This is a genomic window from Ramlibacter sp. (genome assembly GCF_028291745.1).
Lineage (GTDB): Bacteria > Pseudomonadota > Gammaproteobacteria > Burkholderiales > Burkholderiaceae_C > Ramlibacter.
The window spans coordinates 1-20,700 of the sequence record NZ_JAQGNQ010000057.1 but is presented as its reverse complement, the minus strand read 5'-3'; the positions used below and the strand labels follow the sequence as shown (position 1 = coordinate 20,700).

At 66.3% G+C, this 20,700-nt stretch carries 25 protein-coding genes and 1 tRNA gene; 24 read left to right on the top strand and 2 right to left on the bottom strand.

The window, feature by feature from the left end:
• The 7 genes from JWP60_RS10405 to JWP60_RS10375 all read left to right on the top strand — a co-directional run.
• On the top strand, positions 1-600 hold a 600-nt coding region (locus tag JWP60_RS10405; protein ID WP_299790268.1), incomplete at its 5' end, for an aminotransferase class V-fold PLP-dependent enzyme.
• A 24-nt stretch (positions 601-624) separates the two neighbouring features.
• Positions 625-1,038, top strand: a complete 414-nt coding sequence (iscU, locus tag JWP60_RS10400) for a Fe-S cluster assembly scaffold IscU (protein ID WP_299790266.1) — start codon at positions 625-627, stop codon at positions 1,036-1,038.
• 2 nt (positions 1,039-1,040) lie between these two features.
• Positions 1,041-1,364, top strand: coding sequence for an iron-sulfur cluster assembly protein IscA (gene iscA, locus JWP60_RS10395; protein WP_299790270.1), 324 nt, complete (start codon positions 1,041-1,043; stop codon positions 1,362-1,364).
• Positions 1,365-1,371: 7 nt separating this feature from the next.
• Positions 1,372-1,890, top strand: a complete 519-nt coding sequence (gene hscB / locus JWP60_RS10390) for a Fe-S protein assembly co-chaperone HscB (RefSeq protein ID WP_299790264.1) — start codon at positions 1,372-1,374, stop codon at positions 1,888-1,890.
• An 18-nt stretch (positions 1,891-1,908) separates the two neighbouring features.
• Positions 1,909-3,768: a Fe-S protein assembly chaperone HscA gene (gene hscA / locus JWP60_RS10385; RefSeq protein WP_299790262.1), complete on the top strand. Its 1,860-nt coding sequence runs from the start codon at positions 1,909-1,911 to the stop codon at positions 3,766-3,768.
• Positions 3,768-4,106: an ISC system 2Fe-2S type ferredoxin gene (gene fdx / locus JWP60_RS10380; protein ID WP_299790260.1), complete on the top strand. Its 339-nt coding sequence runs from the start codon at positions 3,768-3,770 to the stop codon at positions 4,104-4,106. Before hscA ends, fdx begins: the two co-directional genes overlap by 1 nt.
• Positions 4,107-4,178: 72 nt before the next feature.
• Entirely contained in the window at positions 4,179-5,378 is a 1,200-nt protein-coding gene (locus JWP60_RS10375) for a hypothetical protein (protein WP_299790258.1), read from the top strand.
• Positions 5,379-5,386: 8 nt separating this feature from the next.
• Here the strand turns inward: JWP60_RS10375 and JWP60_RS10370 are convergent, their stop codons facing one another.
• Positions 5,387-6,142 carry a glucose 1-dehydrogenase gene (locus tag JWP60_RS10370; protein ID WP_299790256.1) on the bottom strand — a complete coding sequence of 252 codons (756 nt, stop codon included), beginning with the start codon at positions 6,140-6,142 and terminating at the stop codon, positions 5,387-5,389.
• Between the two features lie 22 nt (positions 6,143-6,164).
• Between JWP60_RS10370 and dnaQ the strand changes: the two genes are divergently transcribed.
• Both dnaQ and JWP60_RS10360 read left to right on the top strand, forming a co-directional pair.
• The gene (gene dnaQ / locus JWP60_RS10365; RefSeq protein WP_299790254.1) at positions 6,165-6,881 is read left to right on the top strand and encodes a DNA polymerase III subunit epsilon; all 717 of its coding nucleotides are present in this window, start codon (positions 6,165-6,167) and stop codon (positions 6,879-6,881) included.
• Positions 6,882-6,904: 23 nt separating this feature from the next.
• Positions 6,905-6,979, top strand: a tRNA-Val gene (locus JWP60_RS10360).
• 172 nt (positions 6,980-7,151) lie between these two features.
• Here the strand turns inward: JWP60_RS10360 and JWP60_RS10355 are convergent.
• Positions 7,152-8,066, bottom strand: coding sequence for a LysR family transcriptional regulator (locus JWP60_RS10355; protein WP_299790252.1), 915 nt, complete (start codon positions 8,064-8,066; stop codon positions 7,152-7,154).
• A gap of 144 nt (positions 8,067-8,210) precedes the next feature.
• On the opposite strand from JWP60_RS10355, the gene JWP60_RS10350 reads away from it, so the two are divergent.
• The 15 genes from JWP60_RS10350 to JWP60_RS10280 all read left to right on the top strand — a co-directional run.
• Positions 8,211-9,173, top strand: coding sequence for a tripartite tricarboxylate transporter substrate binding protein (locus tag JWP60_RS10350; RefSeq protein WP_299790250.1), 963 nt, complete (start codon positions 8,211-8,213; stop codon positions 9,171-9,173).
• Between the two features lie 14 nt (positions 9,174-9,187).
• Complete coding sequence (dctP, locus tag JWP60_RS10345) at positions 9,188-10,303, top strand: TRAP transporter substrate-binding protein DctP (RefSeq protein WP_299790248.1); 1,116 nt, start codon at positions 9,188-9,190, stop codon at positions 10,301-10,303.
• Positions 10,300-11,190 carry an NAD(P)-dependent oxidoreductase gene (locus tag JWP60_RS10340; RefSeq protein ID WP_299790246.1) on the top strand — a complete coding sequence of 297 codons (891 nt, stop codon included), beginning with the start codon at positions 10,300-10,302 and terminating at the stop codon, positions 11,188-11,190. Before dctP ends, JWP60_RS10340 begins: the two co-directional genes overlap by 4 nt.
• A complete protein-coding gene (locus JWP60_RS10335; RefSeq protein ID WP_299790244.1) occupies positions 11,187-12,296 on the top strand; it encodes an enolase C-terminal domain-like protein in 1,110 nt (369 codons plus the stop codon). The genes JWP60_RS10340 and JWP60_RS10335 overlap by 4 nt, the downstream gene beginning before the upstream one ends.
• Positions 12,297-12,304: 8 nt before the next feature.
• Entirely contained in the window at positions 12,305-13,291 is a 987-nt protein-coding gene (locus tag JWP60_RS10330) for a Gfo/Idh/MocA family oxidoreductase (protein ID WP_299790242.1), read from the top strand.
• Entirely contained in the window at positions 13,288-14,271 is a 984-nt protein-coding gene (locus JWP60_RS10325; protein ID WP_299790240.1) for a tripartite tricarboxylate transporter substrate binding protein, read from the top strand. Before JWP60_RS10330 ends, JWP60_RS10325 begins: the two co-directional genes overlap by 4 nt.
• A gap of 10 nt (positions 14,272-14,281) precedes the next feature.
• Entirely contained in the window at positions 14,282-14,803 is a 522-nt protein-coding gene (locus JWP60_RS10320; RefSeq protein ID WP_299790238.1) for a VOC family protein, read from the top strand.
• Positions 14,800-15,564, top strand: a complete 765-nt coding sequence (locus JWP60_RS10315; protein WP_299790236.1) for an SDR family NAD(P)-dependent oxidoreductase — start codon at positions 14,800-14,802, stop codon at positions 15,562-15,564. Before JWP60_RS10320 ends, JWP60_RS10315 begins: the two co-directional genes overlap by 4 nt.
• Positions 15,565-15,601: 37 nt before the next feature.
• Positions 15,602-16,564, top strand: coding sequence for a tripartite tricarboxylate transporter substrate binding protein (locus JWP60_RS10310; RefSeq protein WP_299790233.1), 963 nt, complete (start codon positions 15,602-15,604; stop codon positions 16,562-16,564).
• 53 nt (positions 16,565-16,617) lie between these two features.
• On the top strand, positions 16,618-17,598 hold the full coding sequence (locus JWP60_RS10305; RefSeq protein WP_299790230.1) for a tripartite tricarboxylate transporter substrate binding protein: 981 nt from the start codon (positions 16,618-16,620) through the stop codon (positions 17,596-17,598).
• Between the two features lie 76 nt (positions 17,599-17,674).
• A complete protein-coding gene (locus tag JWP60_RS10300) occupies positions 17,675-18,613 on the top strand; it encodes a TRAP transporter substrate-binding protein (RefSeq protein ID WP_299790227.1) in 939 nt (312 codons plus the stop codon).
• A 331-nt stretch (positions 18,614-18,944) separates the two neighbouring features.
• Positions 18,945-19,205 (top strand): transposase, encoded by a 261-nt coding sequence (locus tag JWP60_RS10295; RefSeq protein WP_299790224.1) that lies wholly within the window; start codon positions 18,945-18,947, stop codon positions 19,203-19,205.
• Entirely contained in the window at positions 19,123-19,704 is a 582-nt protein-coding gene (locus tag JWP60_RS10290; RefSeq protein WP_299790221.1) for an acyl-CoA dehydrogenase family protein, read from the top strand. The genes JWP60_RS10295 and JWP60_RS10290 overlap by 83 nt, the downstream gene beginning before the upstream one ends.
• A 112-nt stretch (positions 19,705-19,816) precedes the next feature.
• Entirely contained in the window at positions 19,817-20,188 is a 372-nt protein-coding gene (locus JWP60_RS10285; RefSeq protein WP_299790218.1) for a helix-turn-helix domain-containing protein, read from the top strand.
• 166 nt (positions 20,189-20,354) lie between these two features.
• On the top strand, positions 20,355-20,700 hold a 346-nt coding region (locus JWP60_RS10280; protein ID WP_299790215.1), incomplete at its 3' end, for an NAD(P)H-dependent oxidoreductase.

Genomic DNA, 20,700 nt, shown 5'->3' with positions numbered 1-20,700 from the left:
AAGACATACGGGCCCAAGGGCATCGGCGCGCTTTACGTGCGCCGCAAGCCACGCGTGCGCCTGGAAGCGCAGATGCATGGCGGTGGCCACGAGCGCGGCATGCGGTCGGGCACGCTGCCCACGCACCAGATCGTGGGCATGGGCGAGGCCTTCCGCATCGCCCGCGAAGAGATGCACAAGGACCTGGCGCACGCGCGCCACCTGCAGCAGCGGCTGCTGGACGGCCTGAAGGACGTGGAGCAGGTGTTCATCAACGGCAACACGCAACACCGCGTGCCGCACAACCTGAACATGAGCTTCAACTTCGTCGAAGGCGAGTCGCTGATCATGGGCATCAAGGGCTTGGCGGTGTCGTCCGGCTCGGCATGCACGTCGGCCTCCCTGGAGCCCAGCTACGTGCTGCGCGCTTTGGGCCGCAGCGACGAACTGGCCCACAGCAGCCTGCGCATGACCATCGGCCGCTTCACGACCGAAGAAGAAATCAACTACGCAGTCTCGACGATCAAGCAGAACGTCGAGAAGTTGCGCGCGCTCAGCCCGCTGTGGGAGATGTACCAGGACGGCGTGGACATCAGCACGATCCAGTGGTCGGCGCATTGAGACAGCAGCACAGGAGAACACAACATGGCCTATTCACAAAAAGTCGTCGAACACTACGAGAACCCCCGCAACGTCGGCTCCTTCGAAAAGGGTGACGAGAGCGTCGGCACCGGCATGGTCGGTGCGCCGGCCTGCGGTGACGTGATGAAGCTGCAGATCAAGGTGAACCCCGAAACGGGCGTGATCGAGGATGCGCGCTTCAAGACCTACGGCTGCGGCTCGGCGATCGCCTCGAGCTCGCTGGTGACCGAATGGGTCAAGGGCAAGACGCTCGATCAGGCCGCTTCGATCAAGAACGCGCAGATCGCGGAAGAACTGGCGCTGCCGCCGGTGAAGATCCACTGCTCGATCCTGGCCGAGGACGCCATCAAGGCGGCCGTCGAGGACTACAAGAAAAAACACGCCCTGGCGCCCGCCGCCGAAGGCGCGCAACATTGAACATGCCCGTGACGCTGACCGAAGCCGCGGCGCGGCACGTGACGCGTTACCTTGCCAAGCGGGGCAAGGGCGTGGGCGTGCGCCTCGGCGTCAAGACCACCGGCTGCTCGGGCCTGGCCTACAAGCTGGAATACGTCGATGAAGTGGCTCCCGAGGACATCGTCTTCGAGAACCACGGCGTGAAGCTGCTGGTCGATCCGAAGAGCCTCGCCTACATCGACGGCACCGAGCTCGACTTCGTGCGCGAAGGCCTGAACGAGGGCTTCCGGTTCAACAACCCCAACGAGCGCGACCGCTGCGGTTGCGGAGAGAGCTTCAGGGTGTGACCCACCCATGAACCTGAGCCACAGCGACTTCGAACTGTTCGGGCTGCCGCAGCGCTTCGCCCAGGAGCGCGCGGAGATCGACCAGCGCTGGAAGGAGCTGCAGCGCCAAGCTCACCCCGACCGCTTTGCCGCCCAGGGCGCCAGCGCGCAACGCGCGGCGCTGCAGTGGTCGGTGCGCATCAACGAGGCCTATCAGCGCCTGAAGGATCCGCTCAAGCGCGCGGCGTATCTGTGCGAGCTGCGCGGCGCGCCGATCCAGGCCGAGAACAACACCGCCATGCCCCCCGAGTTCCTGATGGAGCAGATGGAGTGGCGCGAGGCGCTTGACGATGCGCAAGGCGAGGACGACCTCGCGGAAGTTTCCGAGCGCGTGCTGCAGCGGCGCCGCGAGATGCTGGGGCAGATCCAGCAGTTGCTGGACCTCGAAGGCGACGCCCCGGCGGCGGCGCAGCAGGTGAGAGCCCTCATGTTCATCGAGCGCTTTGTGGGGGACGTCGAAGCGCGGCTCGCGCAACTGGGACAATAGCGGCTTAGAAGAAAAGCCATGTCCCTGCTGCAGATCTCCGAACCCGGCGCCTCGCCCGACCCCCACCAGCGCCGCATTGCCGTCGGCATCGACCTCGGCACCACCCATTCCCTGGTCGCCTCGGTGCGCAACGGCGTCGCCGAATGCCTGCCCGATGCACAAGGCCGCGTGCTGGTGCCTTCCGTCGTGCGCTATCTCGGCGAAGGCCGGCGCCAGATCGGCTACGACGCGCAGGCGGCGCAAGCCGAAGATCCCGAGAACACCATCGCGTCGGCCAAGCGATTCATGGGTCGCGGCTTGGCGGACATCGCCAACCGCGGCAAGCTGCCTTATCGCTTTGTCGACCAGCCCGGCATGGTGGCGCTGCGCACCCGCGAGGGCGAGAAGTCGCCGGTGGAAGTCAGCGCCGAAATCCTGGCGACGCTGCGCTATCGGGCCGAGGACACCTTCAGCGACGACCTGTATGGGGCGGTGATCACCGTGCCCGCCTACTTCGACGACGCGCAGCGCCAGGCCACCAAGGACGCGGCACAACTCGCCGGCCTGAAGGTCCTGCGCCTGATCAACGAGCCCACCGCCGCCGCCATCGCCTACGGCCTGGACAACGGCAGCGAAGGCATCTACGCGGTGTACGACCTGGGTGGCGGCACCTTCGACATCTCGATCCTGCGGCTGTCGCAGGGCGTCTTCGAGGTCATCGCCACCGGCGGCGACTCCGCATTGGGCGGCGACGACTACGACGGCTGCCTGGCCGACTGGCTGTTGCAGCAGGCGAAGATGGCGCCGGAGACGGCGGGCGAAAAAGCGGCCATCAAGATGCTGGCGCGCCACGTGAAGGAGCAGCTCTCGGAGCAGGAGTCGCTCACGGTGCCGATCACCGTGGGCGGCCGTTCGGTCGAAGTGCGCGTGTCGCGCAGCGACTTCGAGCTGGAGACGCGCGAGCTCACCGCCCGCACGCTGGGCGCGGTGCGCAAGGCGCTGCGCGACGCCCGCATGGGCAAGGACGAAGTGCAGGGCGTGGTGCTGGTGGGCGGATCCACCCGCATGCCGCAGGTGCGCCGCGCGGTCACTGAATTCTTCGAGCGCGAGCCGCTGACCAACCTGAACCCCGACGAAGTCGTCGCGCTCGGCGCCGCCATCCAGGCCAACCAGTTGGCCGGCAACAATCCGGAAGGCGAGCTGCTGCTGCTCGACGTGATCCCGCTCTCGTTGGGCATCGAGACCATGGGCGGCCTGGTCGAGCGGATCGTTCCGCGCAACGAAACCATTCCCACTGCCAAGGCGCAGGACTTCACCACCTTCAAGGACGGCCAGACCGCCATGGCCATCCACGTGGTGCAGGGCGAGCGCGACCTGGTGGCCGATTGCCGCAGCCTGGCGCGCTTCGAGCTGCGCGGCATCCCGCCGATGGCCGCCGGCGCGGCGCGCATCCGCGTCACCTTCACGGTCGATGCCGACGGCCTGCTGAACGTGTCGGCGCGCGAGCAGGGCAGCGGCGTCGAGGCGAGGATCGACGTCAAGCCTTCCTATGGCCTGTCGGACGAACAGATCGCCCGCATGCTGCAGGAAAGCTTCACCACCGCCGAAGCGGACATGAAGGCGCGCGCGCTGACCGAGGCGCGCGTGGATGCCGAGCGCATGATCATCGCCACCGAGAGCGCACTGGCCGCCGACGGCGAGTTGCTGACGCCGCAGGAGCGCGCGCATCTGGCCACGCTGGTCGCCCAGCTGCGCGAGACGGCGAAGCACAGCGAGGACGCTGGCGTCGTCGAAGCGGCCGTGCAGGCCCTGGCCAAAGGCACGGAAGCGTTTGCCGCGCAGCGCATGAACGAGGGCATCCGCAAGGCCCTCGCCGGTAAAAACCTCGAGGCACTGTAATGCCCATCATCAAGATCCTGCCGCACCCCGAGTACTGCCCCAATGGGACGCAGGTGGAGGCGCCCGCGGGCACCTCGATCTGCGAGGCGTTGCTGGACAACGGCATCGCCATCGAGCACGCCTGCGACATGAGCTGCGCCTGCACCACCTGCCACGTGATCGTGCGCGAGGGCTTTGCCTCGCTCAACGAGATGGACGAAAACGAGGAAGACCTGCTCGATCGCGCCTGGGGCCTCGAGCCCAACTCGCGCCTGTCCTGCCAGGCAATCCTGGCGCAGAAAGAACTGGTCGTGGAGATCCCGAAGTACTCGATCAACCACGCCAAAGAGAACCACTGAACGATTCCGGGCCCCTTCACATTGCGTTGTGCGGATGCGCTAGTCAAAATGCGAAGGTCGCTTTAAGGGGGCATGAAGATGGACTGGAAGGCGGCGGTCGTTCGTGATGACGGCACGGTTAAGCTTCCGAAACGGTGGCTTCATCTTCACTACTACGAAGCGCTGAACATTCTTTTTAGGTTTGAGAACTCGCTACGCGTATTCGTCTATGCCATTCTGAAGAACGAATTTGGGGCAAGATGGCTGGAGTGTGTATGCAAGTCCCCGGCTTCATCTGAATCAGTCACGTTGAAGAATGTGGCTGCTCGCCGAGCAACTCAGGCAGAATCGTTTGGATACTTAGGCTTTGATATAAAGGCGGCCATGATGCACCTGACGAGCGGCGAGCTCGTCGAATTGATTACCGCAGATGCATACTGGCCGAAATTCAAGCCATACTTCAAAGCCAGTAGGGAAATCGTAAAGAGCAAGCTGCTTGAAATTGGAACGATACGAAATTCCCTCGCACACTTTCGTCCAATGCCCGCGGCCGACGTAGAGGTTATAAAGCAAAATTCTCGCCACACTCTGCTCGAGGTGGAGAAATGCCTCCACCACTTGTTTACGCAGAACCTTCGGGTCCCGACCAATTCGCCGAAGAGTTGGTATGCAGCGTTGGCGACGTTAGGCACAGCCCAGATAAGTACCACGTTATACTACAGCAACGATGAGAACTGGGTGTGTGCCATGCTCACCTTCAACTCGCCGATGCTTAGTAAGCAGAAGATTACTGAGACCTTCCATTCTTACAATGTTGCAAAGATCAACGGACCGAACGTACTTCTGACGTTCCCGAAACTTCGAAGTCACGTTACTTGTCTGAGCGAGTACCAGTATCCGGCTGCCGTGGATGCAGAGTGGAATCTCACGCTGCAGCGGGCTCTTTATTTCGTCTTTCGAGAAGACGTGTTAACGATAAATACGGCCGAGATCGAGGGCGAGCTTAAGCAGGTGGCTCAAAAGATATCGGAGGAATGTGAACTGTTACAGCAGGATCACCTCGCAAGAGGAAGTCTGGTTCAGGCTGCATCAGGATACTCATGGTGGGAAACAAGAGAGGCAACGCCCGCCGGCTGGCGACATTCCTACGGCGAGTTGGAGCCCACGTATGACCCCAGCCACCCAGATGAATATTGGGGTGAGCGCCAATTCACTGGGGATGTGATAGCAGGCATTCGCCGATTCCCTTGGATGCCTGAAGACGTTTCTTCCTCGGAAGTCTTCGGGGACTGACCTCGCGATTAGGATGCCGAATACCCCCCATCCACTGTGATAGCGGTCCCGGTCACGAAGTCGCTGGCCGCGCTGGCCAAAAACACCGCGATGCCGGCCAGGTCCTGCGGCACGCCCCAGCGCCCCGCAGGCGTACGCGCCAGCACCCGGTCGTTGAGGCCGGGCACCTGCTCGCGCGCGCCTGCCGTCAGCTCCGTGTCTATCCATCCGGGCAACACCGCATTCACCTGGATGCGGTCCCCCGCCCAGGCGATCGCCAGTGACTTGGTGAACTGCACGATCGCCCCCTTGCTCGCGCAATAGGCGGGTGCATAGGGCGCGGCAAACACCGACAGGATCGAGCCGATGTTGATGATCTTGCCGGCGCCCGCCGCCCGCATCAGCGGATGCGCGGAGCGCGCGCACAGGAAGGCGCTGGTGAGATTCGTGTCCATCACCTGGTGCCATTCGTCCAGCGTGAAGTCCTGCGGCGCCTTGCGCACCGTGCTGCCGGCGTTGTTCACCAGGATGTCGAGGCGGCCGTGGCGGTCGGCGATGCGCGCGAACAGGTCCTGCACTGCGGCTTCCCGGCTCACATCGCAGGGCAGCGACTCGGCCCGCACGCCGGCCGACTGCAGTTGGCGCAACGCCGCTGCGGATTTCTCCTCGTTTCGCCCGACCACGACGATCGTGGCGCCCGCCTGGCCCAGACCCCTTGCCATGCCAAGGCCGATGCCGCCGTTGCCCCCGGTGACGAGGGCGATCTTGTCGGTCAGGTCGAACATCGCTCCAGCATAATCGCCGGCTATGCGCCAGATCGTCCTCGACACCGAAACCACGGGTTTGTCCGCAGAAGCGGGGGACCGGATCATCGAGATCGGCTGCGTGGAACTCGTGGCCCGCAAGCTGACCGGCCACAACAAGCACTGGTACCTGAACCCCGAGCGCGACTCGCACGAGGACGCGCTGAAGGTGCACGGCATCAGCAACGAGTTCCTGCGCGACAAGCCCAAGTTCGCCGCCATCGCCGACGAACTGATGGAGTACTGCGCCGGCGCCGAGATCATCATCCACAACGCCGCTTTCGACATCGGCTTCCTGAACAAGGAACTCGAGCTGCTCGGGCGCCGCCACTTCACCGGGCACGCTGCCAAGGTCACCGACACGCTGGCCATGGCCAAGGAGATGTACCCGGGCAAGCGCAACAGCCTCGACGCGCTGTGCGACCGGCTGGGCGTCGACAACTCCGGGCGCACGCTGCACGGCGCGCTGCTCGACGCGGAGTTGCTGGCCGGTGTCTACATCAATCTCACGCGCGGGCAGGACGCGCTGCTGATCGACGAAGCCGACACCGGAGCGGTGCAGGGCATAGTCACGCGCGTGGACCTGCGCCAGTTCACGCTGCCGGTGCTGCTGGCCAACGAGCAGGAAGCGGCCGCCCACGAGGAGGTGCTCAAGCAGTTGGACAAGGCCTCCGGCGGCAAGACAGTGTGGCGCCAGGGTGGTATTTCGGCTGTGGCATAATCGTCGGCTTGCCACGCGGCAATGGGTGATTAGCTCAGCGGTAGAGCACTGCCTTCACACGGCAGGGGTCGCAGGTTCAAACCCTGCATCACCCACCATATATATCAAGCACTTACGCCACCTTCGGGTGGCGTTTGTCTTTGGAGTATGGAAAAGCCGGCGTTGACGTAGCCGTGCCTCCGGTTCCGGCACCAGTAAGGCCGACGGCATGAAACACAGTGCCGACACAAGGACCAATATCGCGCAAGGAGCGTGCTGCCCTCGGCTCACCTAGCGGCGTCGCCGCGGCGGCGGCGGCTCGGTCGCTGTCATGGTTTCCTCCACCGCCTGCCGCACGATGCGCGAGATCTGGCGAATCGCGGGCAAGTCGGCGTTGTCGGTGCGGGTGGCCAGCACCAACCGGCGTTCGCGTCCTTGCAAAGCGATCGGGTTGGCCTGCAGGCGGCGGGCACGGATGTCTTCCAGCAGCGCCGTCTCGGGCACGATGGTGAGCCCTTTGCCGGCGAGGACCATGCATCGGATGGTCTCGATGGAGTCGATCTCCACCACCACCTTCAGCGGCTGACGGCGCCGGCTGCCGCCCGTGACGAGATGCAGCATGCCGGGGGTCGCTACCAGGGGCAGGCGCGTCAGTTCCTCTTCGCTCACCGGCACGTCGCGCGGCTTCCAGCCCCAAGGGCCAACGACGCAAAGCGGTTCGGCGGAGAGCGGCTGCAGGTTCAGCTGGTAGGAGCCGACCGGATTGGTAAGGATCGCGATGTCCAGCGCGCCGGTGAGTAACTGCTCGTGCAGCCTTACGCTGCGTGCCTCCACCACGCGCAGCGTGATCTGGGGCAGTTCGTCCAGGCACCGGCCCACCAGGACCGGCATCAGCACGCGCCCGAGCGTCGTCGAGGTTCCCAGCACGATCGACCCGCGCGGCTGGCTGCCTTGGGAGCTGATCTCGTGGCGCGCGCGTTCGACTTCGTCCGTTATGCGCCGGCAGTGTTCCAGGAAGTCCCGCCCCGTCGCAGTGAGGTGCACGCCGCGCGCGTGGCGCATGAACAGGCGGACGCCGAACTCCGCTTCCAACGCATTGATATGCCGCGTCAGCGCTGGCTGCACCAGCCCGAGCTGCTGCGCCGCGCCCGTGATGCTGCCGCTCTCCGCTACCGCGACGAAGAATTTGATGCTCTTGAGATCCATCGCAGTCGAATGATGCCACCGACGGGCAAGGCATCAGAAAATCTGATGCCTTGCGACCCGAGAAAGTATTTGTCCCTATCGGACCGGCCCCTAGCATGGACGAAAGCCCGGGCGCCTGCAGCCCGGCGCATGAGGAGACAAGACATGCATTACCCACGGCTCGCCGCCGTCGCGACGGTTTTTCTGTCGCAACTGGCGGCTGCCCAGACAGCGTGGCCCGTTCGTCCCGTCTACATCGTGGTGCCGATGGCCCCAGCCGGCACTGCGGACATCCTCACCCGCACCTTGGCGCCGGCTTGGTCGGCGGCACTCGGGCAGCCGCTCGTGATCGAGAACAAGGCGGGGGCCAACGGTGTGATCGGCGAGGAATACGTGTCGCGTGCCAAGCCGGACGGCTACACGATGATGATCGAGTCCACCTCCATCGCGACCAACCCGTCGATGGCGAAACTGAGCTACGACCCGCGCAAGGCTTTCGTCCCGCTGATGCTGATCACGTCGGTGCCGCTGGTGCTGGCGGTGAACCCGCAGGTGAAGGCGAGCACGGCGCGCGAATTCGTGGAGCTGGGGAAAAAGCAGCCGGGGGCACTGAACTACTCCTCATGGGGCAACGGCAGCATCGGCCAGTTCGCGGGCGAGAACTTCCAGATCACCGCCGGTTTCAAGATGAACCACGTCCCGTACAAGTCAACATCGCAGGCTCTGAGCGACACGCTGGCGGGCCAGGTGGACGCGATGTTCCCGACCCTTCCGCTCGCACTGCAGCACCTGAAGTCGGGCAAGCTGCGCGGCCTGGCGCTCACGTCGCCTGCGCGTTCGCCGCTCGCGTCCGACATTCCCACGATGGCGGAGGCCGGCTACCCCGGCAACGAGGTCGAGACCTGGTTCGGGCTGTTCATTCCCACCGGCGTCGATCCCGCCATCTTGCAGAAGGCCCATCGCACGCTGTCCGGCGTGCTGGGCAGCCCGGAGATGAAGGCCAGGCTGGAGGAGGCGGGCTTTCGCATCATCGCCAGCAGCCCCGAGGAGTTCCAGCGCTTCCTCGCGCTTCAGATCGAACTGTATGGCCGCGTCGTGAAGCAGGCCAACATGAAGGGGACGGATTGATGGAGCGGCATCCCATGCAGATCGGCCCCGACGACAGCCCGGAGCAGGTGATCGCCAAGACGTCCGTCGCGCGCGGCTGGCTGGATGCGCCCGCAGCGTTCACGGTGACGTCCGAGGTGTGCATGCGCGTCAGCGCGCACATCCCCGAAGCCTCGCCAGCGGTGCAGGACGTGTTCGTGCCTGCCTTCCGCCGTCTGGCCGTCATGACGGAAGGAGCGATTGCCGTCGAAGGCCACTGGGGCGGCAGCCTGCACAAGGAGCGCGACGGCATCGAGGCGCTGCGCTCCGGACGCACCGACATGTGCCCGGTCTATTCGGCCTGGGACGCCACAATGTTTCCGGCCGCGCAGGCGCTGAGCCTTCCTTTTCTGTTCTCCAGTGCGGAGGCGGCGACGCACGTCTCCGAGCTTCTGTACCGCCGCTATTTCAGCCAGGACTTCGAGCGTCAGGGCGTCTTGATGGGGCGCATGGTGGCCACGAGCGAGTACAACCTGTTCTCGCGTGATCCCATCGCAACGCTTGCCGACCTGCAGGGTCGGCGCGTCGCCTGCAGCGACGGGTTGGAGTCGCGCCTGTTCGCGGCACTGGGGGCCGTTCCCGTCGGCTGCAGCACGCCGGAGGCCAAGCAGCGCTTCGTCTCGCGCGAGGTCGATGCGGTCTCGATTTCCGATAGCGCGGCACACACCGTCGGCCTGTGGCGCGAGGCGAAGTACCGCACGGACGCCAACCTGGTCCGGGTCAATCTGGAATACGGTCTCTCGCCTTCCTTCCACGAGCAGCTGGCGCCGCGATTGCGCCCGGTGCTCAACTCCTGGATGCGCGGGCTGGCGCAGGCCGGGGCGCAACTGTTCTACGGCTTGGCCGGTGCCCGCGCGCGCGTCGCCTTCCGCGAGGGCGGCATGCAATTCATCAGCCTCGATGCGCAGGAACAGGCGCGCTGGCGCGAGCGCCTGGCGCCCGTGGGCCAACAGCTTGCGAAGGAACTGACGCAGTTGGGCTATCCGGCGCGCCAGATGATCGCGGACCTGCACGACGCCGCCGCCACCTATGCCGGCTGGAGCGCCGACCGCCTCATGACCGAGGCACTGGAGCGGCCGCTCCACAATCTGCTGCCCGGAGGCACGGCATGAGCACCCAGGGCACCATCGGAATCGCCGGCCTCGGTCTCATGGGACGCGCTTTCGCGGGCCGCCTGGTGCAGGCGGGCTATCGCGTGCTGGCGTATGACGTGCGCAGCGTGGAGGCGCCCGCCGGTGTGGAGCTGCAGACCAGCCTCGGACCGTTGGCCTCGGAATGCGAGGCCATCGTGCTGGCCGTGTTCGACACGGCGCAGGTGGAGCACGTGCTGTTCGGCGCGAACGGGCTTGCCGAGGCGGCGTTGCGTGTGCCCGTCCTGTGCACCAGCACGTGCGACCCCGAGGAGATCGCCGGGATCGCCGACCGATGCGCGGCGCGAGGCGTGGCGTTCCTTGAACTGCCTTTCTCCGGCACCAGCCAGCAGGTGGCGCGCGGCGACGGCGTGGGCCTGGTCGGCGGCGACGAACGACTCGCGCAAAGACTCGCCCCGGTTCTCGACGTCCTGTGTCCGCGCCGGCAACACGTGGGCCCCTGCGGCGACGCCGGTCGCGCCAAGCTGGCCGTGAACCTGGTGCTGGGCCTGCACCGCGCCGCCTTGGCCGAGGGCCTGAACTTCGGCCGCCGCATCGGCCTGGATCCGGCGCGCCTGCTGCAGATTCTGCAGGGCTCGGCCGCCGCGTCGAGCGTGATGCCGATCAAGGGGCCGTTGATGGTGCAGCGGCGTTACCAGCCGCCGCAAAGCCGCGTGGACCAGAGCCTGAAGGACTTCGGCCTCATCCGGGCGCTCGGCCGGCGCGCCGGGCAGCCGCTGCCGCTGGCCGACGTCTACGTGCAGCTGCTGGACTCCTGCCTGGCCCTTGGCGAGGGCGAGCAGGACAACGCAATCATCCACGAGGCGATTGCCCGGCAGGGCAGCGTGGTCCCCGGAGAGCGTCGATGAAGGCGTTGACCATTGCGCGGGCCCAGGCCTTCCGGTTGCGGCTGCCTCTGATCAAGCCCGTGCGGATGGCCGGCGTGCTGCTCGAAACCTCCGAGTGCCTGGTGGTCCGCCTCGAATCGAGGGAAGGGCTGCTAGGCTGGGGTGAGGCCAACGCCGCACCCAGCCACGGCGGCGCCAGCCTGTCCGACATGGCGCAGGCCTTCGACCAGGTGATCGGGCGCGCGCTCGTAGGCCAGGACGCGCTGCGCCTGTCCGCCATCCCGTCCGAGCTGGCAAAGGACCTCCCCGTTGGCGCGACCGCACTGTCCGCCGTCGACATGGCGCTGCACGACCTGGTCGGCCAGGCGCTCTCCGTTCCGGTGCACGTGCTGCTCGGTGGGCAGCGGCGCGACACCATCAGTGCGCTCTGGCTGGTAGGCACCGGCGACCATGCCGGCGACCTGGCGCAGGCGCAGCGCCTGTACATCGAGGGTTATCGGTTCTTCAAGCTCAAGGTGGGCGTGCGCCCGGTGGAACAGGAGATCGCACTGGCGCTCGACCTGCGCCGCACGCTGGGCGACGGCGTGCGGCTGTGTGCCGATGCCAACATGGGCATGGAGGCGCCGCAGGCGATCACCTACGCGCAGGGCGTGCGCGCGGCGCGGCTCGAATTCCTGGAGCAGCCGCTGCGGCGGGAAGACCGCGCCGGCCTGCGTCGCCTGGTGGCGGAAGGCGGGCTGGCCATCGGGCTGGATGAATCGGTCGTTTCAGTGCAGGACATCCTGGACCACCTTCCTGACGGGATCCGCGGCGCTTCCCTCAAGACCTTGAAGCTCGGTGGCCTCAGCGGCCTCGCATCGGCGGCGCACGTTTGCGCGGCGCTCGGGCTGCGCCTGAACCTGGCGGGAAAGATCGCGGAGACGGGAATCGCCTCCGCGGCGCTGTTGCATCTGGCCGCCGTGGTGCCTAACGTGGACTGGGGCGTGAGTCCCAGCCAGCTGTTCCTGGCCGAGGACGTCGTGCGCGAGCCGCTGCGGCCGCAGGGGGGCGCCTATCGTGTGCCGCAAGCGCCCGGCCTGGGCGTCCAGGTCGACGAAGAACAACTCCGGCGGTGGTCGATCCACTGAAAGCAAAGATGATCCAGGCAGCATTGATCGGCTTCGGCTGGTGGGGCAAGAACATCGCGCGGGCGGTGCAGGGGCAAAGCACGCTCCTGCGCTTTGCACGCGTGGTCAGCAAGGAAACCGAGCGCGACGGGCCGCTGGCTGCGCAGCTGGGCATGCAACTGTCCGCGAACTTCGAGGACGTGCTGGCCGATCCCGCGATCCAGGCGGTGGTGCTGGCGACGCCTCATTCGTTGCACGCCGACCAGATCGTGGCCGCGGCGCGCGCGGGCAAGCATGTGTTCTGCGAGAAGCCGCTGGCGCTGACGCACGCCGATGCGAAGCGCGCCGCGCAGGCCTGCACTGCGCACGGACTGGTGCTGGCCGTCGGCCAGAACAAGCGCTTCTGGCCGGCCATGGTGAAGCTGCGCGAGATTGCCGCTAGCGGTGTGCTCGGCGAGATGCTGCACCTCGAAGGCCACTACAGCAACGAGCACTCGACGAAGTTCTTCGCCGAATGGCGCGATTCGCCGGCGGAGTCGCCCGCCGGCGGGCTCACCGGCACGGGCATCCACATCATCGATGCCTTCACCGGGTTGGCCGGGCCGGCCGAGAGTGTGACGGCGTCGGTCCACTCCACCCGCGAGGGCAAGGACCCGCGCGACGCCACCGCGGTGCTGGTCACCTTCCGCAGCGGCGTGCAAGGCTACTTCGCCATGGTGCGCGCGACGCCGATCTACTGGCGCGTGCACGTCTTCGGCGACCGCGCCTCGGTGGAGGCGCTGGGCGAGAACGAGGTGGTGCTGCGGCACCAGGGCGGCCGCATCGAACGCTTCACTTTTCCGCCGGTGGACTCCATCCGCGCCGAAATCGATGCCTTCGCGCGCGCCATCCCCGAGCAGGGCCGCGTGACCGAGCCTTATCCCATCACCGTGCCCGAGATGGTGCAGGGCATCGCATTGTTCGAGGCGATCGTGCGTTCCATCGAAACCCGCCAACCCACCGGAGTCGCTTCATGAGCAAGTTCTTGCCCCGCCTCTGGTACGCGGCCTGCACTGCCGGCTTGGCCTTGTTCGCCGCGGCCGCATTCGCGCAGGATGCATTCCCGTCCGGACCGATCACCCTGGTCGTGCCCAATCCGCCAGGTGGTGCCTCGGACATCAACGCGCGCCTGCTGGTGGAGCCGTGGGCCGCCGCACTCAAGCAGCCGGTCGTGATCAGCAACAAGCCTGGCCTGGGCGGCGCGATCGGGACCGCGCAAGTCGCCAAGGCGAAGGCCGACGGTTACACGGTCCTGATGGCCTTGTCGGCCGTCGTGGTCGCGCCGGAAGCCGAGAAGGTGTCGGGGCGCAAGCCTCTGTACGAGCTGGAGCAACTGGAGCCGCTGGGGCTGGTCTCGAGTGACCCCATGGTGGTGCTCGTGCGTTCGGACGCCCCGTACAAGAGCCTGGGCGAGCTGATCGCAGCGGCCAAGGACAAGCCGGGTGCCTTGAACTATTCCTCCTCGGGCAACTTCGGGCCGATCCATCTTTCGGTGGAGATGCTCGCGCACGAGGCCGGCGTGAAATTCACGCAGGTGCCCTTCAGCGGCAGCGCGCCTTCGCTGCTGGCCGTGCTCAGCGGACAGGTGCAGTTCACGACCGCCGCGCCCGCGGTGGCCCGGGCGCAGATCGAGTCGGGCAAGGTGCGCGCGCTCGCAGTCTCGGGCGGCAAGCGGCTGCCCCTGCTGCCGAATGTGCCGACCTACCGCGAAGCCGGCTACGACGCCGAGTTCTACATCTGGGCCGGCCTGTACGCACCGGCCGGCACGCCCAGGCCGGTAGTTCAGAAGCTGCGTGAGACGCTGGGCGTCGCGGCGCGCTCGCAGGCTTTCACGGCAGGCATGGCGAAGCAAAGCATCATTTACGACTACCGGGATGCGCCTGAGTTCGCCAGGTTTGCCGAGGAGGATCGGGTGCGCCTCACGCGCGTGGTGCGTGCCATCGGCAAGGTCGAATAGGAGACACCCCATGGGACTGCGATTCCTCGAACACCTGCTGATCCTCACGCACGACCCCGAGGGCACGCGCGACTGGTTCGTCGAGAACCTGGGCTTTCGCAACGGCTACCACCCGGAGTTCGGCTTCCCGGTGTACTGGCTCTACATAGGCGACCAGGACGTGATCCACATCGGCAAGGCCCGCCATTCGAGCCACCAGGACTCCTACCTCAAGACACCCACCGACGGCGACCAGGACTTCTCTGCCGCCGGCGCGATGGGCTCGGGGCGCATCGACCACGTCTGCCTGAACTGCGAAGGCATCGAGGAGTTCATCGAGCGCCTCACCAGGAAGGGCGTGGAGTTCAGCGAGCGCAAGGCGCACAACTCCGACCTGTACCAGCTGTTCATGCGCGAGCCGATCAACGGGATCAAGGTGGAGCTGAACTTCGCCTGGGAAGAAGCCGCGCGCATCGGCCGCGTGCCCGCGTGGACCGATGCCGGCGCCAGTCCCGAGTTCGCAGCGGCGGCCAAGCCGGCCCGCGCCGAATGATGCCGCGCTATCCCGAACTGGCCGGCCGCAGCGCCGTCATCACTGGTGCCGCTGGCGGCATCGGTTCTGCGGCGGCCCGGGCCTTCGCGGAGCAGGGTGCGCATGTCTTTCTGCTGGATATCGACGGTGCGCGCGTGCGCGAGATCGCCGCGGGCCTCCAGGGCGGCGCGAGCGCGGCGGGCATCGCGGTGGACATCACCGACGAAGCGGCCGTGACCAGCGCTTTTGCAGCGATCGCCGCCGCCGGCCATGGCCTCGACGTGCTGGTGAACTGTGCCGGCGGCTACAAGAAGCTGCTCACCGTGGAGCAGATGGATATCGCCGAATGGGATGCGACCGTGGCGCTCAACCTGCGCAGCGTGTTCCTGTGCTGCCGCGCCGCCATTCCGGCGCTGAAGGCGTCGCAGGCGGGGCGGATCATCAACGTGACCTCGATCTCGGGCCGCACGGTGCACGCGTCTTCGTCGCCGGCGTATGGCGCCGCCAAGGCAGGGGTGACCCAGCTGACCCGTTTCCTCGCTTACGAGCTGGGCCCGCACGGCATCACCGCGAACACGATCGCCCCTCTCACCACGCTGACGCCGCGGGTCGCGGCGCTGCGCAGTGCCGAGGACGTGGAGCGGATCGCCGCGCAGGTGCCTCTGCGGCGGCTCGCGAAGGTGGAGGATCACGTCGCGGCCATGCTTTACCTGGCGTCCGACGGCGCAGGCTTCGTGACCGGCGTCAACCTCGACACCAACGGCGGCCGCGTGATGCTCTGAGCACGGCGAGGCATCCAGGACGAAGAAGGAAACATCCATGCGAACCGTGCTCCAGCGCATCCTGCGCACGACCTCCTTGTGCGTCAGCATGGCTGCCATCCCGTCGGCGTGGGCTGCGGGCGAGACCGTCACGATCATCACGCCGCTCGCCACCGGCACGGCCTCCGACGTCGCCCTGCGCATCGTCGCCGAGAAGCTCTCCACCGCCTTGGCCCAGCCCATCGTCATCGACAACCAGGCCGGCGCTTCCGGCGCGATCGGGGCCGAGAAGGTGGCGCGCGCGACGCCGGACGGCACCACGCTGTGCGGCTGCAACAACGCCATCCTCGGCGTGCTGCCGCACGTGCGCAAGGTGCCGTTCACGACCTCGAGCTTCAAGCCGGTGGGCATGGTCGCGGTGCTGCCGACGGTGCTGGTGGTGAACCCGAGCCTGCCCGTGAACAGCCTGCAGGAACTGCTCGCGTACGTGAAGGCGAATCCCGGCAAGGTGAGCTATGCCACCGGGGGTGTCGGCAGCGCGCAGCACATCGCGATGAGCATGCTCGAAGCGGCCACTGGCGCGAGGATGCTGCACGTGCCTTACAAGGGCGCGAGTCCGGCCGCCGTGGCCGTCGCGAGCGGTGAGGTGCAGGTGATGTTCAATGCCATCGGTACTGTGATGCCGCTGATCAAGTCCGGCAAGCTGCGCGCCATCGCGGTGGCCGGTGCTCAGCGCACGCCGGTGATGGCGGACCTGCCCACCGTCGCCGAACAGGGTGTGCCTGGCTACGACTATGCGTCGTGGATCGGTATCGTCGCGCCGGCGGCGACCCCGGACGCCGTGGTCAACCGCATCTCCGGCGAGCTGGCCAAGGTGCTGCGCGATCCCGACACCGTCAAGCGCCTCGCGGACAACGGCATCGATCCCTCGGTGATGACACCCGCGCAGATGCGCGACTACGTTGCCAACGACTACGCCCGCATGGCCAAGGTGGTGGCCGATGCGGGCATGAAGGAGTGACGCGGGCGCCGGGCGCGTCACGTGCCGGTGGAAGTCGACATTCGGAGACAGACATGCACATCCCCTCGATTCGCACGCGCCGCGCCATGCTCGCGGCGGTGCTGCTGGTCGCATCCGGTGCTGCCTTCGCGCAGGCGGGCTACCCGAGCAAGCCGATCCAGGTGATCGTGCCGCTGCAGGTGGGCAGCGCCGCCGACGTCGGCACGCGTGTCGTTCTGGACAAGGTGGGCCAGAACATGGGTGCCAACTTCGCCATCGAGAACCAACCCGGCGTGTCGGGGCTGCTCGGCGCGGATCGGATCGCGCGCGCCGCGCCGGACGGCTACGTCCTGGGCGGCATCACCGATAGCGTGCTGAACTACGCCGTCAACCTGGCGGCGAAGACCACCTTCGACCCGCTGAACGACTTCGAGCCGATCGGCCGCATGGCCAACATCGCGTGGGTGCTGGTGGCCAACAGCAACGCCGCCAAGACGGCGACCGAACTGGTGAACCAGGCACGGGCCCAGCCTCGCAAGCTGGACTACGCCTCCGGCGGCTCCGGCAGTCCGCAGCACATCGCGATGGAGCTGTTCTCCGCCGCCAACAACGTGCAGCTGACGCACGTGCCGTACAAGGGTGCAACGCAAGCGACCATGGACGTTGCGGGCGGGCAGGTTCCGGTGATGTTCTCGGCGATCTCGGTGGCGCTGCCCCTGATCAAGGAAGGGAAGCTCCGCGCCCTGGCGCAGCCGGCGGAACGCCGCTCGAGCCTGCTTCCCGAGGTGCCCACCTTCGCCGAAGCGGGCCTGCCGCCCTTCAACTTCTCCACCTGGCTCGGGCTGTACGCGCCCAAGGGCACGCCCAAGGCGATCGTGGACCGGCTCAATGGGGAGGTCGCCCGCGCGCTTGCGGACCCGGGCGTTCGCGAGCGCCTGGTGGGCCTCGGCCTCGACCCGTCGCCTTCCACGCCGGCGCAGCTGGGCGAACTCACGCGCACCGGCCATGCGCGCATCGGCAAGGTGATCCGCGCGGCGGGCATCAAGGCGCAATGATGGACGCGAGCACCGCATCACCGGCACGTGGAAGCCATCGCGCGCTGCCGCACGGCCACTTCTTGGGGACCCAGACATGAAGAAACTTCCTCCCGTGCACCTGGCCGGCTACCAGGGCAGGACCTCCATCCTCACGGCGGCACTCACCACGCTGGCGCGCCGGCTCGACGAAGGCAGCGTGGGCAAGCCCCACCTGCTGCCCGATGTGACCGCGCTCGGCGAGAGTGCTGCCTCCCTGTTCGCGTCGCTCGAGAATGGCGAAAGACAGATCGGCTACATGGCCTCGGGCTACCTGTCGGCCCGCGTGCCCGAACTGGCCGTGCTCGATCTGCCGTTTTCGGTGCAGGACCGCGCCGCCGCGCTCACCGCGCTCGATGGCGCCGCGGGCACCCTGCTGCGCGAGGCGGTCTCGCGCCGAAGCGGGCTGCACGTGCTGGCCTTCTGGGACAACGGCTTCCGCCACGTGTCGAACGCCGTGCACGCGATCCGTACGCCGGCCGACTGCAAGGGAATGGTGATCCGCACGCTCGATAGCGCGCTCTATCGGCGCACGCTGGACGCGCTTGGGTTCGAGGCGATGACCACGGATGTGAAGGAGTTGGTGCGCGTGGTGAAGGACGGCACCGTGCAGGCTCAGGAGAACCCTCTGACCAATCTGCTCACGTTCGAGCTTTGGCGTCACCATCCGCACGTGAGCCTGACCGGCCACTTCTTCGGGGTAGTGCTGCTGGTGTGCCCGCACGCCTGGTACGAGACGCTGAACGCGGGCCAGCGCGACGAACTCCAGGCCGCCGTGGAAGAGGCAACGCGCCAGCAGCGCTGCAGCGCGGCGGCACAGGACGAAACCGCGCTCGAGCGGCTGCGCGGTCAAGGCGTTCAAGTGCTCGGGCCGGAAGCGATCGACCTGCAGGCGATGCGCCGCGCGACCGAAGCGGTCCGGGCGGAATCGCTTACCGGCCTGCCTCCGGGCCTGGTCGGTGCCTACCTGACCGAGGCGGGCGTGCAGGTGGCCTGACCGCGGCAGCGCTGCACGGGGCGGGCCCGAACGAAAACAGGCGTGTGGACGCAGTCGGATCGCACACGCTTTTACTTGTTCGGTCGGTTCTGGTCCGCAGGCAACCAGGCGGTCGCTGCGCAAGCAAGGCGATGACTTGCCGGAATTCGCAAACGGAACCAGTCCAGTGCTGCCACTTGATCTTGGCCGCGGCCGTTTGTTGATATTTAGCTCGCCAGTGCCTGCGACCTCTCAGCAGCTTCTTCCAACGTAAGCGTCCGGCCATCCCATTCTTGATTCCGACCGTCTGAGCGGCAAGGATGGTGTCCACCAAAGAAGTTAGGCGGACACCATGAATGACTCCAAGAGGACGCGGCGGCGCCACGGCACCGAGCTCAAGGCGCAGGTACTGGGCGAATGCGCGCAGCCTGGAGCGTCGGTGGCGAGCGTAGCCATGTCGCACGGGATCAATGCCAACGTCGTCCACAAGTGGCGGCGCTTGGCGAATGCGGCCGCCGCGGCTGTGATGCTTGAGGTGGCGACATTCGCGCCGCTCCGCCGCCGGCCTCACCCTTCGTGCACACTGGTTCGTCGACGAATCGATTGCTGCTGAATTGACTTTCGATCGTGTCCCGGCGCTGCCCCAGGGTGATCCGTTCGACAATCGCCAGCAAGGTGCTGCGCTGGCCGCGGTTCGTGCGGCAGGGGCCGCGGCCCTCTGTGCGGAAGCCGTTGGCGTGATGGAAGCGGCGTTCGAGTTGACGACTTCCTTTGCAATGACCCGCCAGCAATTCGGCAAGCCGTTGGGGGCCAATCAGGCATACCGCCACCAGATCGCGGAGATGGCGGTGGCGCTGGAGACGTGCCGCAGTGCAGCCGCCATGGTTGCCCAGGAGGTTGCGTCGGGTGAGTACAACGGAATGGACTTGCTGCGTGCCAAGCTGCTTGTCGGCTTGCACGGACGCGCGCTCTGCCAGCAGGCAGTACAGCTTCACGGTGGAATCGGGGTGACCGAGGAATACAAGGTGGGGCACTGCCTCAGGCGCATGTTCGTCATCGATCAGATGTTTGGCGACGGTGAATGGCTGCGGAGGAACTCGCTGATCGACTGACGCATGCGTGCGCGACCTGAGGCGCCCCAAACTCATCAGCCCATTTGCCATCCCCACCTTCCATTGCTGACGCAGCGGCACCATCATGGCGTAATCGACCTATATTTGCTGCATGACCACTGAACCGCAGCACCCTTTCCCGAATTGCCGCCGGGTCGGAGATATTCTGGCCCGGATCGGCGACAAATGGACCATCCTGCTTCTGATGGCAATCGGCGACCGGCGGATGCGATTCGGGGAGTTGCACCGGGCGATTACCGGCGTCTCCCAGCGCATGCTGACCGTGACGCTGCGAAATCTCGAACACGACGGGATTCTGATCCGGACGGTCTACCCCACGATTCCGCCGCGCGTCGAATACGAGCTCTCCGACCGTGGACGCTCGCTCAAGCTTGCGCTCGTCCCGATCGCCAAGTGGGCGTTGGAGAACCAGGCCGAGATCGAAGAGGCTCGCCAGCGAGTCAGGGAACAAGATCCGGGGTGAAATGCACATCGCCCCGGCGGAGCCGGCGGCCTTACTTACCGGCGAGTAAGTTACTGCGGATAAAGTGCCGTCTTGCGCCCGTCCCGGTGGCCGCCATATCGTTGCTTACCAATCGTAAGTGTCAACGAAAGCGTCCATGCAAAAGCGACCCAAGATCGGAATCATCATGAGCACGACCCGTCCCGGGCGGTTCGCGGATATCCCGACTGACTGGCTGTTCAATATCGCCAAAGAGCGCAATGACGCCGATTTCGAGATTGTCGATCTGCGCGATTATCCCATGCCGTTCTTCCAGGAAAAGGTGCCGCTGCACGTTGCGCCGCCGCAGAACGAGGTGGCGCTGCGCTGGGGCGAGAAGGTCGCAAGCCTCGACGGCTACATCTTCGTCACGGCGGAATACAACCACAGCATCCCCGCCGTGCTGAAGAATGCCCTCGACTATCTCACCTCCCAGATCAATCGCAAGCCGGCGACGTTCCTCGGCTATGGCGGCGGCGGCGCGGCCCGCGCCG